At 69.3% G+C, this 12,943-nt stretch carries 14 protein-coding genes; all 14 read left to right on the top strand.

Annotated features, from left to right (window positions below; translation table 11 throughout):
- Nucleotides 1-217 precede the first annotated feature (217 nt).
- Nucleotides 218-946 (top strand): beta-ketoacyl synthase chain length factor, encoded by a 729-nt coding sequence (locus AC07XB_RS14145; RefSeq protein ID WP_492373677.1) that lies wholly within the window; start codon nucleotides 218-220, stop codon nucleotides 944-946.
- Entirely contained in the window at nucleotides 939-1,715 is a 777-nt protein-coding gene (locus tag AC07XB_RS14140; protein WP_492373676.1) for a lysophospholipid acyltransferase family protein, read from the top strand. The genes AC07XB_RS14145 and AC07XB_RS14140 overlap by 8 nt, the downstream gene beginning before the upstream one ends.
- On the top strand, nucleotides 1,702-1,974 hold the full coding sequence (locus tag AC07XB_RS14135; RefSeq protein ID WP_150986626.1) for a phosphopantetheine-binding protein: 273 nt from the start codon (nucleotides 1,702-1,704) through the stop codon (nucleotides 1,972-1,974). The genes AC07XB_RS14140 and AC07XB_RS14135 overlap by 14 nt, the downstream gene beginning before the upstream one ends.
- An 87-nt stretch (nucleotides 1,975-2,061) precedes the next feature.
- The gene (locus AC07XB_RS14130; protein WP_043355719.1) at nucleotides 2,062-2,319 is read left to right on the top strand and encodes an acyl carrier protein; all 258 of its coding nucleotides are present in this window, start codon (nucleotides 2,062-2,064) and stop codon (nucleotides 2,317-2,319) included.
- Nucleotides 2,320-2,325: 6 nt separating this feature from the next.
- Nucleotides 2,326-2,874: a COG4648 family protein gene (locus AC07XB_RS14125; protein WP_043355718.1), complete on the top strand. Its 549-nt coding sequence runs from the start codon at nucleotides 2,326-2,328 to the stop codon at nucleotides 2,872-2,874.
- Complete coding sequence (locus AC07XB_RS14120; RefSeq protein ID WP_492828245.1) at nucleotides 2,867-4,579, top strand: ApeI family dehydratase; 1,713 nt, start codon at nucleotides 2,867-2,869, stop codon at nucleotides 4,577-4,579. Before AC07XB_RS14125 ends, AC07XB_RS14120 begins: the two co-directional genes overlap by 8 nt.
- On the top strand, nucleotides 4,572-5,315 hold the full coding sequence (locus AC07XB_RS14115; RefSeq protein WP_492828247.1) for a glycosyltransferase family 2 protein: 744 nt from the start codon (nucleotides 4,572-4,574) through the stop codon (nucleotides 5,313-5,315). The genes AC07XB_RS14120 and AC07XB_RS14115 overlap by 8 nt, the downstream gene beginning before the upstream one ends.
- Nucleotides 5,312-6,337 carry a lysophospholipid acyltransferase family protein gene (locus AC07XB_RS14110; protein WP_492828249.1) on the top strand — a complete coding sequence of 342 codons (1,026 nt, stop codon included), beginning with the start codon at nucleotides 5,312-5,314 and terminating at the stop codon, nucleotides 6,335-6,337. The genes AC07XB_RS14115 and AC07XB_RS14110 overlap by 4 nt, the downstream gene beginning before the upstream one ends.
- A gap of 31 nt (nucleotides 6,338-6,368) precedes the next feature.
- The gene (locus tag AC07XB_RS14105; RefSeq protein WP_416052876.1) at nucleotides 6,369-6,818 is read left to right on the top strand and encodes an acyl-CoA thioesterase; all 450 of its coding nucleotides are present in this window, start codon (nucleotides 6,369-6,371) and stop codon (nucleotides 6,816-6,818) included.
- A complete protein-coding gene (locus tag AC07XB_RS14100; RefSeq protein ID WP_492828251.1) occupies nucleotides 6,815-7,441 on the top strand; it encodes a LolA family protein in 627 nt (208 codons plus the stop codon). Before AC07XB_RS14105 ends, AC07XB_RS14100 begins: the two co-directional genes overlap by 4 nt.
- A complete protein-coding gene (locus AC07XB_RS14095) occupies nucleotides 7,434-9,815 on the top strand; it encodes an MMPL family transporter (RefSeq protein WP_492828253.1) in 2,382 nt (793 codons plus the stop codon). Before AC07XB_RS14100 ends, AC07XB_RS14095 begins: the two co-directional genes overlap by 8 nt.
- 78 nt (nucleotides 9,816-9,893) lie before the next feature.
- Nucleotides 9,894-11,123: an NAD(P)/FAD-dependent oxidoreductase gene (locus AC07XB_RS14090; protein ID WP_492828255.1), complete on the top strand. Its 1,230-nt coding sequence runs from the start codon at nucleotides 9,894-9,896 to the stop codon at nucleotides 11,121-11,123.
- A complete protein-coding gene (locus AC07XB_RS14085; protein ID WP_492373669.1) occupies nucleotides 11,111-11,764 on the top strand; it encodes a DUF3261 domain-containing protein in 654 nt (217 codons plus the stop codon). The genes AC07XB_RS14090 and AC07XB_RS14085 overlap by 13 nt, the downstream gene beginning before the upstream one ends.
- A complete protein-coding gene (locus AC07XB_RS14080) occupies nucleotides 11,761-12,942 on the top strand; it encodes a beta-ketoacyl-ACP synthase (protein WP_492373668.1) in 1,182 nt (393 codons plus the stop codon). The genes AC07XB_RS14085 and AC07XB_RS14080 overlap by 4 nt, the downstream gene beginning before the upstream one ends.
- The last annotated feature ends 1 nt before the right edge of the window (nucleotide 12,943 follow it).

The raw sequence follows: 12,943 nt of genomic DNA, 5'->3' as shown, positions 1-12,943 counted from the left end.
GCCACGGCAGCGGCCCCGGAGTCAGTGCAAAAAAAGTATTCAAGTAGCAATCGAGCGGAAAATCAGGGCAAACAGGCGGTATCTGCCCACAAAATTCGGCAACGGGCGTGATTCGTGATGTGTGCGAAACGCCTGCGTGTCTGCTGGCGCCGGCGTGCATCACCCGCGGGCCGGCAGCGACCCGCCTTTTCATCCACCCTACGCGAACGGCACGGCAATGGAATTTGGTATTCGCGCATGGGCGGCATGTGCAGCACAACTAGAAACGCAGCAAGCCTGGCAGGCCTGGAGCCGCGCGCCCTGGCTGCCCAAAGGCGACGCATTGCCCACGCTGGCCGCCATGGCCCCGATGCTGCGCCGCAGGATCACCGCGCTGGGCCGCGCTGCCTTGCATCCCGCCTATGCCTGCCAGCCGGGCGTGGACGGCATTCCCGTCATCTTTGCATCGCGCCACGGTGACACCCTGCGCCCGCTGCAAATGCTTGGCGACCTTGCCGACGGCGAGCCCTTGTCGCCCACAGCCTTCGGCCTGTCCGTGCATAACGCCATCGGCGCGCTGTATTCGATCGACCGGGGCGATCCGGGCAACCTGCAAGCCCTGGCCGCGGGCCGCGATACGGTGGAAGCGGCGGTGGTGGAAGCGTGCGGTTTGCTGGCCGACGGCGCCCCGGAAGTCTTGCTGGTGCATTACGAGGCGCCGCTGCCCGAGGCCTATGCCGTCTTCGCGGACGAACCGGAGTGCCTGTTCGGGTGGGCGTGGCGGGTCGGCATGCCGCAGGCGGGGCAACCGGTGCTCAGCCTTGAGGTGGTGGGGGAGACCCTGCCGGCCGGCGCCGGCGTGACGCTGCCGCATGGGCTGGAGGTGCTGCGCTTCATGCTCTCCGGCGACGCCGAGTTGCGCCACGCCGGCGAGCGTGCCGGCTGGAGGTGGCAACGACATGGTTGAGCGCCTGGACCGGGCCTGGCGCGTCTGCGCGACCGGGCTGTGCTTTTCCAGCTTCGGCGTCGGCGGGCTCGTGCTGCGGGTGCTGGTGTTCCCGTTGCTTGCCGTCTTGCTGTGGTCTTCGGCGCGCCGGCAGCGGGTCTGCAAGAACGTGGTGCATTACGCATTCCGGCTTTTCCTGTGGCTGATGCGCTCGGTCGGGGTGATCCGCTACGAGGTGCTGCATCCTGAGCGGCTGCGCCGCCAGGGCTTGCTGATCGTGGCCAACCATCCGTCGCTGATCGATGTCGTCTTTCTGATCGCGCTGACGCGCCAGGCCGATTGCGTGGTGCGCTCCGGCCTGGCCCGCAACCCGTTTACCCGTGGCCCGGTGCGCGCCACCGGTTACGTCTGCAATGACTCCGGCGCGGGCATGGTGGATGACTGCATTGCCTCGCTGCGCACGGGCAATAATCTCGTCATCTTCCCCGAGGGCACGCGCACGCCGTTGCATGGCCCGCTGCGCCTGCAACGGGGTGCGGCCAATGTCGCGGTGCGCGGCGGCTTTGCGCTGACGCCTGTGGTGATCCGGTGCGAGCCGCCCACGCTCACCAAGGGTGAGAAGTGGTACCGCGTGCCGGCCCGCAGGCCTCGTTACATCATTGACGTGCGAGAGGATGTCAGTGTCGCCCAGATGGTGCCGTCCGGACTGGACGACGCGCTGGCGGTACGGCACCTGACCCAATCGCTATCCGAGTTTTTTTCCAGGGAGGTCCGCCGTGAAGGCGCTTGAGCAAGAAATCAAGGAACTGATCATTTCATCGTTGTCGCTGGAGGATATCGGCGTGGACGATATCGACGCCGACGCACCGTTGTTCATCGAAGGGCTGGGCCTGGATTCGATCGATGCGCTCGAACTCGGGCTGGCGCTGCAAAAGCGCTACGGCGTGACCATGAACGGCGACAAGGAAGACATGCGTGCGCGCTTTGCCAGCGTGACAGCGCTGGCCACGTTCGTCGCATCTCAGCGTGCTGGCCAGGCTTCTGCCTGAACCCGCCCACGACACACCAAGGATCCACATACCACTTGCCAGGCCGGCAACCACGGCCGGTCATAGCCGAACAGGGGGAAGCCCATCATGACCCATGACGAAATCTTTGCGCGGGTGGCCGCGGTGCTCGAGGAAACCTTCGAGATCGACCCGGCCCGCATTCGTCCCGAAGCCCGTCTCTACGACGACCTGGACATCGACAGCATCGACGCGGTCGACCTGCTGGTGAAGCTCAAGCCGATGCTGAACAAGCCGATCAAGCCGGAGCAGTTCAAGGCCGTGCGCACCGTGCAGGACGTGGTGCAGGCGCTGGCCTTGCTGATCGACTCGCCCGCCACGGCCTGAGCGCGCATGCCCGTGCGCAAATTGCTGCTCGGCGTGTTGACGCTGTGCTATCCGGTGGCGATCTACTTTGGCCTGCAGCATTGGTCGCCGCGCGTGATGGCGCTGGCGCTGGTGGCACTGGCGCTGCTGCGCGCCCTGACCAGCCGCCAGGCCGGCTGGCGCCTGCTTGCCGTGGCCGCCGCCGTGCTGGCCGCGATCGTGGCCGCGTCCAATCACGCGCTGCCCCTCAAGCTGTATCCCGTGCTGGTCAATGCCGCGATGCTGGGCTTGTTCGGCTGGAGCCTGCGGCACCCGCCCAGCCTGGTGGAGCGGCTGGCGCGGCTGCGCGAGCCGGACTTGCCGCCGTCGGGCGTTGCGTACACGCGCCGCGTGACGCAAGCCTGGTGCGTGTTCTTCGTGTGCAACGGCACGGTAGCCGCACTGACCGCCGTGCTGGCCAGCGACCGCATCTGGGCGCTTTACAACGGCGGCATCGCCTACGGATTGATCGGCGCCATGTTCGCCGGCGAATGGCTGGTGCGCCAGCGTGTGATGGCAAGGGGGCGGCATGGCTGAGTGGCTGGGCGTAAGCGGGTTGATGGCGGCGCTGGCGCAGCGCTCGCACGTGGTCGCGCATGGCGCGGCCGGCGCGACCACTGCACCGGAGTTCGTGCGGCGCGTGGCCGCCTGGCGGCAAGCGTTTACCGCCGCGCCGGGGAAGTCCTGGGCGCTCTACATCGAATCGACCTCCGAGTTCGCGGCGGCGCTGTTCGGCGCCTGGCACGCGGGCAAGCACGTGGTGCTGCCCGGCGACACGCGCGCCGAAACGCTGGCGGCATTGCGCGAGCGCGCCGATCGCTGCGCCGGCGAGTTGCCCGATGGCCTGTGGCCGCAAGCATCGATCGAGCCGGCCAACGGCAGCATGGACTGGCCTGCGCTGGCGCCAAGCGACACGCTGGTGACGATGTTCACCTCGGGTTCCACCGGCGTGCCCGGCGCCATCGTCAAGCACCTGTCGCAGCTCGACGCGGAAGTGCAGGCGCTGCAGGCCGCGTTCGGCGCGGAGCTGCCGGCGCAGGTGAGGGTGCTGGCAACGGTGTCGCACCAGCATATCTACGGCCTGCTGTTCTGCGTGTTGTGGCCGCTCGCGGCGGCGCGCGCCATGCCGGCGGATCGTCTCGCGTTCCATGAGGAAATCGTGCGCGCTTGCGGTGATGCCCCGGCGCTGCTGGTCACCAGCCCGGCGCACCTGCGGCGCATGCCGCAAGCGCTCGACTGGTCTGCCGCCCGCGGCGTGCTGCGCGCCGTGTTCTCGTCCGGCGGGCCTTTGCCGCCGGAGGCCGCGACCGATGCGTTGCGCCATCTGGGACAAGCGCCCATCGAAGTGTTCGGGAGCTCGGAAACCGGCGGCATCGCCTGGCGGCAGCGTGCCCGCCACGAAGACCGCTGGACTCCGCTGCCGGGCGTGCAATGGCGCTTGCAGGATGGCTTCCTGGCGGTGCGCTCCGCGCACCTTCCGGACGACGGCTGGTTTCTGTGCGCGGACCATGTGCTGCCCGCCGCGGATGGCGGCTTCACCCTGGCGGGCCGCGCCGACCGCATCGTCAAGATCGAGGAAAAGCGCGTATCGCTGACCCAGGTCGAGCAGGCGCTGGCCGCGTCGCCGCTGGTGCGCGAGGCGCGCGTGGTGTTGCTGGAGCTGGATGTCGGCACGCGCCTTGGCGCCGTGGTGGTGCCCAGCGAGAGCGGCGCGGCCATGCTGGCCGGGCAGGGCCGCGCGGCCCTGCTTGCCGCGCTGCGCGCCCGCCTTGCGGATGCCGTGGACGCGGTGGCCTTGCCACGGCGCTGGAGCTTTGCCGAGGCGCTGCCCTGCAACGCGCAGGGCAAGACCACGCAAGCCATGCTGCGCGACGTGTTCCGCCGCGTGCTGCCGGCCGTGCGCTGGCAGGCCGCGGAGGATGCGCTGTCGGCCGCCGCCGAGCTGGAGGTCAGCGAGGACCTGGCCGTGTTCGACGGGCATTTCCCGGGCAGCCCCATCGTGCCGGGCGTGGCGCAGGTCGACTGGGTGATGGCGCTGGCGCCCGAGCGCCTGCCGGTGCCGCCGCGCGCGCGTTTTCGCCGGATGGAGATTCTGAAGTTCCAGGCCGTGATCACGCCCGGCACCCTGGTGCAAATGACGCTGGCGTGGCAGCCCGAGCGCGGCGCGCTGGCCTTTCGCCTGAGCTCGGCGCGCGGCCCGCACGCCAGCGGGCGCATCATCTTTGGAGAGGCGGATGTTTAAGCCCGTGGCGCTCGTCCCGGTCTACAACCACGAACGTGCCATCGGCGCGATGGTGCAGGCCATTCTCGCGCATCCGTTGCCGTGCCTGCTGGTGGACGACGGCAGCAGCCCGGCCTGCGAGCGTGTGCTGCGCGAGCTTGCCGCAAGCCATGCCGACCGGGTCCAGCTGATCCGCCTGGCGCAGAACCAGGGCAAGGGCGGGGCCATCATGGCGGGCTTCGAGGAGGCCGCGCGCATGGGATTTACGCATGCGCTGCAGATCGATGCCGACGGGCAGCATGATGCCGGCTGCATCCCCCAGTTCCTGGCGCTGGCGCAGGCCAGCCAGCACGCCATGATCTGCGGCTGCCCGGTCTACGACGAATCGGTGCCGCGCGTGCGGCTGCTGGCGCGCTACCTGACCCACGTCTGGGTCTGGATCAACACGCTGTCGTTCGCCGTGCGCGATTCGATGTGCGGCCTGCGCGTCTATCCTCTCGCACACGTGCTCCCGCTGGTGCGCCAGGTCAAGCTGGGCCGGCGCATGCAGTTCGATACCGAGGTGCTGGTGCACCTGGTCTGGCGCGGCGTGCGCATCGTCAACGTACCCACGCGCGTGACGTATCCCACCGACGGCGTTTCCCATTTCCAGGTCTGGCGCGACAACGTGCTGATCTCTTCCATGCATACACGGCTCTTCTTCGGCATGCTCAAGCGCTTGCCGGTACTGCTGTGGCGCAAGGTGCGGCCGGCATGAGCACGCCCCAAGCCACCCAAGGCACCCAAGCGACGCAACCCGGACGCATGGCCCGTCACTGGAGCCAGATCCGCGAATCCACTTGCGTATGGGGCGTGTGGAGCCTGTACTGGCTGTATCGCCTGTGCGGCCGCGTGCTGTTCCGCGCGGTGCTGTACCCGGTGGTGACCTACTACTGGCTTGCCAAGCCGCTGGCGCGCCATGCGTCGCTCGACTATCTGCGCCGCATCCAGGCCGCCACGGGCGCGGTCGGCCCGGCGGGCATGATGCCGGGGCTGCGCCATAGCCTGCGCCACCTGTTCTCGTTTGCCGACACGCTGCTGGACAAGCTGCTTGCCATCGGCGGCGGCTACCGCTACGGCGCGGTGCGGCGCGAAGGCGCCGAGGTGATGCTGGCGCAGATCGCCAGCGGGCAGGGCGGCATCATCGTGACCGCCCACATGGGCTGCCTGGAGCTGTGCCGGGTGCTGGCCAACCAGCGCGCCGGCCTGCGCCTGACGGTGCTGGTGCATACCGCGCACGCGGCGCAGTTCAACCGCATCCTGTCGCGGCTGGACCCGCGCTCCGGGCTGCAGCTGTTCCAGGTCGACGATATTTCGCCGGCCACCGCCTTGCTGCTGGCCGAGAAGGTCCGCGCGGGCGAGTTCGTGGCGATTGCGGGCGACCGGGTTCCGGTGCATGGCGGCCGCGCCGTGACGGTGCCGTTCCTGGGCGCGCCCGCGCGCTTTCCCGTGGGGCCTTATGTGCTGGCGGCGTTGCTGGAATGCCCGCTGTTCGCCATGGGCTGCGTGCGTTCGGGCAAGGGCCACCTGCTGCGTTTTACCGAACTGGCCCGCGAAGTGCACCTGCCGCGCGCGCGGCGCGACGCGATCCTGACCGAGCATGCGGCCGGCTATGCGCAATGGCTTTCGCAACTGCTGGTGGAGTCGCCCTACGACTGGTTCAACTTTTACGATTTCTGGGGGCAGGGCGGCGCCGTGCCGGACGCGGCGCGCGCCAGCGCAGCGCCCATTGAAAGCTGACCTGAATCCGGATATCGCGATACCCAACCTTATGCCCCAAGCCTCCCAGGACTTCAGCTTTGAGATCACGCTCAGCGCGGCCTTCCACGACCTCGACCCGATGAACGTGGTCTGGCACGGCAACTACGTGCGATATTTCGAGCAGGCGCGCTGCGCGCTGCTGGCGCGCTACCACTACGACTACCCCGCCATGCGAGACTCGGGCTATGCGTGGCCGGTGGTGGACATGCGCGTCAAGTATGTCGGGCCGCTTACCTATGGCCAGTCGTTCATCGTCCGCGCCACCATCGTCGAGTGGGAGAACCGGCTCAAGATCGAGTACGTGGTCCGCGATGCCGCCAGCGGCCGGCGCCTGACCAAGGGCTACACCATCCAGGTGGCGGTGGACATGGCCAATGGCGAGATGCAGTATGTCTGCCCGCCGGTCCTGCTGGCGTGCCTTGGCGTGCAAGACGGGGCGCAGCCGGAGCGCCAGGCATGATGCGCCGCCGCCTGTTGCGGGCGCTGTGCTGCGCCGTGCTGGCTGGCCCGGGCCTTGCCGCCGCGGCCGCGCCGGATTTGCTGGCCTCGGTGGCTGCGCGCTTGTCCGATGCCCCGGTCATCCACGGACGCTTCGAGCAGATCCGCCGCCTGTCCGGCTTTGCCAATCCGCTGGTCTCACGCGGCGACTTCGTGCTCGCGCGCGAGCGTGGCGTGGTGTGGAGCACGCGTGAGCCGTTTGCGTCCAGCCTGCTGGTCACGCCGGACCGGCTGGTCATGCGCGGTGCCGATGGCCGCGTGCAGCAACAGTTGCAGGCAGACGCCCAGCCCGCCATGCGGGTCGTGGGCGAATCGGTGATTGCCGTGCTGCGCGGCGACCTGCGCGCGTTGTCCACACGTTTCGAGGTGGCCGGCGAGCTGGTTGGCAAGAGCGGCTGGACGCTGACGCTGACGCCGACCGATGCCGGCATGCGGCGCGTATTCACCCGCATCGAGCTGGCCGGGGATCGCTTTGTGCGCAACGTGCGCCTGGAAGAAGGCAGCGGCGACAGCACCACCGTCAAGATGATCGACCCGAGTGCGGCCGCCAAACTCGGTGCGGATGAGGAGAAGCGCTTTGAGTAAGGCGGCAAAGGTGGCTAAGGCCGCCCCGGCCACTGGCAAGCCCGCGCACGGGCTCAGCACCCTGGAGCGGGTGCTGGCCGTGGCGTGGCTGTTGCTGGTGATCGCGCTGACGGCGCACCAGTTGCAGTTCTGGCGCGCCTCGCGGCTCGACACCGATGTGATGGCCTTGCTGCCCACCAGCCAGCGCACCGCCACCGCCGACCGCGTGCTGCGCCGGCTGGCCGACGGCGTCTCGCGCGAGATCGTGGTGCTGGTCGGCGCGCCCGACTGGGCCCGCGCCCGTGCCGCCGCCGATCGCTTCAGCACGGCCGCGAAACCGCAGGCGAGCTTGCTGCAGCCAGTGGACCGCATCGCCAGTTTCGACCTCGACGCCGCGCTGGCCTTCTACCGGCCTTACCGCGACCGCCTGCTTACCGACAGCCAGCGCGCCATGCTGCGCCAGGCGGATCCCGATGTACTGTCCCAGCAGGCGCTGACCCGGCTCTACCAGCTTTCCACCGGCCCGCGCCTGACCGACTGGGCGGCTGACCCGATCGGGCTCTGGCAGGACTGGTGGCTGTCGCGCGCGGCCATCACGCGCGTGCATGAGCGTGATGGCCGCGCGGCGCTCAGCGCCGAGGGCAAGGAGTGGGTGCTGCTGACGTATCGCATCACCAAGCCTGCGTTCTCGGTAAGCGGCAATACGGACTACGGCGATGTGCTGCGGCTGGGCGAGCGCGCCGCCGCGCAGGGCGACGACGGCGTGCACGTGGTGGCCGCCGGCATTCCCTTGCACGCGGAAGCCGCCGCATCCCAGGCCAACCTGGAGATGAACGTGATCGGCTGGGGCTCGCTGGCGGCGGTCTTGCTGCTGGTCTGGCTGGCCTTCCGTTCGCTGCGCCCGATCATCTTGGTGGGGCTGTCGCTGCTGATCGGCACGGCTGCCGCGGTGTCCGCCACCGCGCTGGTGTTTGACCGCGTCCACCTGATCACCCTGGTGTTCGGGGCCAGCCTGGTGGGCGTGGCCGAGGACTTCGGCATTCACTATTTCGTGTCGCGGCAGGCCAGCCCTGGCCTGTCGCCGCCGCAGGTGATGCGCAGGCTGCTGCCGGGCATGGCGCTGGCGCTGTCGACCAGCGTGGTGGCCTACCTGGCGCTGGGCATCGCGCCGTTCCCGGGGCTGCGGCAAATGGCGCTGTTCTCGGCCGTGGGGCTGGTGGCGGCTTTTCTGACCGTGGTGTTCTGGTTCCCGCTGCTCGATCGCGGCCAGCTGCGCCAGACGCGCCTGTCGAGTTGGCTGACCGCCAGCCTGGCCCGCTGGCCGCGCGTGGGCATGGATCGCGCTTCGATGCTGCTGCTGGGCGCCCTGGCCTTGTTCATCGTGCCGGGGCTATGGCAGGTCAAGGTGGCGGATGACGTGCGCCAGCTGCAAAGCTCGCCGCCGGCGCTGATCGAGGCGCAGCGCACCGCCGGGCGCTTGCTGGGCACACCTAGCCCCGCCCAGTTCCTGCTGGTGCGCGGCGACTCGCCGGACCAGGTGCTGGCGCGCGAGGAAGCGGTCAAGGCGGCGCTGGCGGGCGTGGTGGCGCGCGGCGAGCTGGAGGGCTTCCTGGCCATCTCCGATTGGGTGCCATCGGCGTCCCGCCAGCATGCCGATGCCACGCTGACGGACGGCCTGGAGGCCGCCGTGCGCGAGCGCGTGGCGCGCGCGGTGGGCGGCACCGTGGGCACGCCCAATGCCGCTGCGCCTGACCGCGTGCTGACGTTGCCGGCGTGGCTGGCGAGCCCGGTTTCCGAGACGTTGCGTCACCTCTGGCTGGATCGCGAGGGCCAGGGCTACGCCAGCGTCATGCTGCTGCGCGGGCTGGACAAGCCCACCACCATTGCGCTGATCGAGGCGGCGGCGGCCATGGTGCCGGGCGTCGAGTGGGTGGACCGCGTGGCCGACCTGTCCTCGCTGCTCAAGCATTACCGCGTGCTGATGACCTGGCTGCTGGGCGCCGGCGCGCTGGGCGTGGCGCTGTTGCTGGCATGGCGCTATGGCAGGGCCTCGTGGCGGGCGCTGGTGCCGACCTTGCTGGCGGGGGTATTCAGCGTGGCGCTGCTGGGCTGGCTGCATGTGCCGCTGCAGCTGTTCTCCGTGCTTGCGCTGGCGTTGCTGCTTGGCGTGGGCGTGGACTACGGCATCTTCCTGCTGGAGCATCCCGGCGATGGCGAGTCATGGACGGCGATCGTGCTTGGCGCGGCCAGCACGCTGCTGGCCTTTGGCCTGCTGGCGCTGTCGTCCACGCCGGCGCTGCATGCCTTTGGCATGACCATGCTGTCCGGCGTGGGGGCGGTATGGGTGCTGTCGCCATGGTTCCGGCCCCACGCGCCGCATGGGCATGCGCACTAGCTTCATGTTGAAGTCGCAGCAAGACAAATAGCAAGACAAATAAAACCAACAAGATCAACGAGTCAAACAGGGTTGCAAATGAATACCGAACAGGTGGATGTCCTTATCATCGGCGCCGGCCCGGCGGGCTCCGTGGCGGCGGGCCTTTTACGCAAGCGCGGCATTGATGTGCTGGTGATCGAGAAAGAGACCTTTCCGCGCTTCTCGATCGGGGAAAGCCTGCTGCCGCAGAGCATGGCCTACATCGAAGAGGCGGGCATGCTGCAGGCGGTGGTCGAAGCCGGCTTCCAGTACAAGAACGGCGCTGCCTTCGTGCGTGGCGACCGCTATACGGATTTCGATTTCCGCGACAAGTTCTCCGCCGGCTGGGGTACCACCTACCAGGTCCAGCGCGCGCGCTTCGACGACGTGCTGATCCGCGAGGCGCAGAAGCAGGGCGCCGAGGTCCGTTTCAAGCACCAGGTGAGCGCCGTCGACCTGGAGGGCGAGCAGCCTTGCGTCACCGTGCGCGACCCGGATGGCAAGGCGTACCAGGTGCGGGCGCGTTTCCTGCTGGATGCCTCGGGTTTCGGCCGCGTACTGCCGCGCCTGCTGGACCTGGAGTCGCCGTCGCACTTCCCCGTGCGCAGCGCCATCTTCACCCACGTGGAAGACCGCATCCCGCTGGGCACCTTCGATCGCAACAAGATCCGCGTCAGCGTGCATCCGGAGCATGTCGATGTCTGGTACTGGACCATTCCGTTCTCGGACGGCCGCTGCTCGCAGGGCGTGGTGGCGGAAAAGCGCTTCCTCGACCAGTACAAAGGGACCGAGACCGAGCGGCTGCAGGCGCTGGTGGGCGAGGAGCCCGGCCTTGCCAAGCTGTTGGCCAACGCCGGCTGGGACACCCCGGCCCGACAGATCGTCGGCTACTCGGCCAACGTGAAATCGCTGTGGGGCAAGGGCTATGCGTTGCTGGGCAATGCGGGCGAATTCCTCGACCCGGTGTTCTCGTCTGGCGTCACCATTGCCTTCAAGTCCGCCAGCCTGGCCACGGCCTGCCTGGCGCGCCAGTTGAATGGCGAGACGGTGGACTGGCAGGCCGACTACGGCCGCCCGCTCAAGGACGGCGTGGATTGCTTCCGCACCTTTGTGGAAGCGTGGTACGAAGGCCGCTTCCAGAAGCTGATTTTCCATCCCGATGCCACGCCGGAAATCCGCCGCATGATTTCGGCCATCCTGGCGGGCTATGCCTGGGACCGCACCAACCCGTTCGTCACCGAGTCGCGGCGCCGCCTTGGCGTGCTGGAGCAGCTTTGCGAAGCCTGATCGCCAGGCATCCCTCCATTGGCGCCGTGCCGGCGCGGATGCTGCTGGGTGTTGCCGCGTGTGCCTTGCTGTTAGCGGGCTGCGCCGGCCCGGGAGCGGGGGCAGGTTCCGCTTCGCCGCCTGCCTCGCCCACCCTGCCCGCCGAGCAGCAGCCCGTGCCGTTGCTGCGCCTGCCGCCGGCATCGCTGGGCCGCGAGCTGGCGCTGCAGCAGCAGATCACCGTGGTGTACCGCACCCCGCGCGGGGAGGAGCGCCGCGAGATCCAGGCCTTGCTGGAAGCCGATGCCACCCACACGCGGCTGGCCGCGCTGGCCGGCGGGCAGGTGCTGGCGCGGCTCGACTGGGATGGGCAGGACCTGCGCGTGGTGCGCTCGCCCTGGGCGCCGGCCGAGCTGGTGCCGGAGCGTATCCTGAGTGAAATGCAGTTGTCGTTGTGGCCGGTCGAGGCGATTGCCGCGGCCTTGCCGGCGGGCTGGCGCCTGGAGGTCGAGGCCGGCCGGCGCGTGCTGCGCGCGGGTGGCGAGGTGGTGGCGCAGGTGCGCTATCCGGACCCGCAAACGATCGAGTTCGAGCAATACCGCGATGGCTATCGGCTGACCATCCGCACCCTGCCGCCGGCAGGGCAAGGAGGGACGAAATGAATGTCTTTATTAATGCACTGGGCATGACCTGCGCGCTGGGCGACGGCGCGGATGCGGTGCGCGCGGCGCTCTGGCGCGGCGACGCCCCGCAGGGCGGCGAGGTGACCGAGCTTTACAGCCCGGGCCGCCCGCTGCAGCTCGGCACGGTCAACGCCGCGCTCAGCCTGCCGGACGACACGCCACAGGTGCACCGTACCCGCAACAATGCGCTGCTGTATCACGCCGCGCTCCAGTTCATTGCGCAGGCGCAGGCCGCCATTGCCCGGGTTGGCCCGGCGCGGGTGGCGGTGGTGCTGGGCACCAGTACCTCCGGCATTGCCGAGGGCGGCGTGGCCGTGCGCGCGCGCGCTGCCACCGGCGCGTGGCCGGAGGGTTTCCACTACGGGCAGCAGGAGCTGGGTTCGCCGGCGCAGTTCCTGGCCGGCGTGCTGGGCGTGACTGGCGTGGCCTACACGCTGTCCACCGCCTGCTCGTCGAGCGCCAAGGCGCTAGGGGCTGCCGCGCGCCTGCTGCGCAGCGGCATGGCGGACGTGGTGATCGCGGGCGGCGCGGACACCCTGTGCTCCTTCACCGTCGCCGGCTTCAGTGCACTGGATTCCGTCTCGGCGTCACGCTGCAACCCGCTGTCGGCCAACCGTTGCGGCATCAACCTGGGCGAAGGCGCCGGCTTGTTCCTGCTGTCCGCCGAGCCGGGGCCGGTGCGCCTGGCCGGCTGCGGCGAGACCTCCGACGCGCATCACATGTCGGCGCCGGACCCCAGCGGCGCCGGTGCCCGGGCCGCCATGCTGCAGGCGCTGGAGCGCGCCGGGCTTGCGCCTGCGGACATCGATTACCTTAACCTGCACGGCACCGCCACGCCGCAGAACGACGCCATGGAAGCGCTGGCATGCGCCGCGGTGTTCGGCGCCGATCTGCCGCTCAGCTCGACCAAGCCGATGACCGGGCACGCGCTCGGCGCGGCCGGTGCCATCGAGGCCGCGCTGATGTGGCTGACGCTGGTCGACAATCCGGACGGCCGCCTGCCCCCGCACTGGTGGGATGGCGTGCCCGATCCGGCCTTGCCGGCGCTGCGCGTGGTGGCCCCCGGCGAAACGCTGGGCCGCGCGCCGCGCTACGTGATGAGCAATTCCTTCGCTTTCGGCGGTAGCAACAGCGCCGTGATACTGGGAGCCGGCTGAC

It is taken from the genome of Cupriavidus sp. GW821-FHT02F09, assembly GCF_059421605.1.
The sequence above is the reverse complement of the archived record's forward strand: the minus strand, read 5'-3'. Positions and strand labels throughout refer to the sequence as shown.

Coding starts and splice junctions, on each gene's coding strand:
- AC07XB_RS14100 (WP_492828251.1), top strand. CDS start 6,815: ATGATGCGCCGCCGCCTGTTGCGGGCGCTGTGCTGCGCCGTGCTGGCT.
- AC07XB_RS14140 (WP_492373676.1), top strand. CDS start 939: ATGGTTGAGCGCCTGGACCGGGCCTGGCGCGTCTGCGCGACCGGGCTG.
- AC07XB_RS14080 (WP_492373668.1), top strand. CDS start 11,761: ATGAATGTCTTTATTAATGCACTGGGCATGACCTGCGCGCTGGGCGAC.
- AC07XB_RS14120 (WP_492828245.1), top strand. CDS start 2,867: ATGGCTGAGTGGCTGGGCGTAAGCGGGTTGATGGCGGCGCTGGCGCAG.
- AC07XB_RS14125 (WP_043355718.1), top strand. CDS start 2,326: ATGCCCGTGCGCAAATTGCTGCTCGGCGTGTTGACGCTGTGCTATCCG.
- AC07XB_RS14130 (WP_043355719.1), top strand. CDS start 2,062: ATGACCCATGACGAAATCTTTGCGCGGGTGGCCGCGGTGCTCGAGGAA.
- AC07XB_RS14110 (WP_492828249.1), top strand. CDS start 5,312: ATGAGCACGCCCCAAGCCACCCAAGGCACCCAAGCGACGCAACCCGGA.
- AC07XB_RS14105 (WP_416052876.1), top strand. CDS start 6,369: ATGCCCCAAGCCTCCCAGGACTTCAGCTTTGAGATCACGCTCAGCGCG.
- AC07XB_RS14090 (WP_492828255.1), top strand. CDS start 9,894: ATGAATACCGAACAGGTGGATGTCCTTATCATCGGCGCCGGCCCGGCG.
- AC07XB_RS14115 (WP_492828247.1), top strand. CDS start 4,572: ATGTTTAAGCCCGTGGCGCTCGTCCCGGTCTACAACCACGAACGTGCC.
- AC07XB_RS14145 (WP_492373677.1), top strand. CDS start 218: ATGGAATTTGGTATTCGCGCATGGGCGGCATGTGCAGCACAACTAGAA.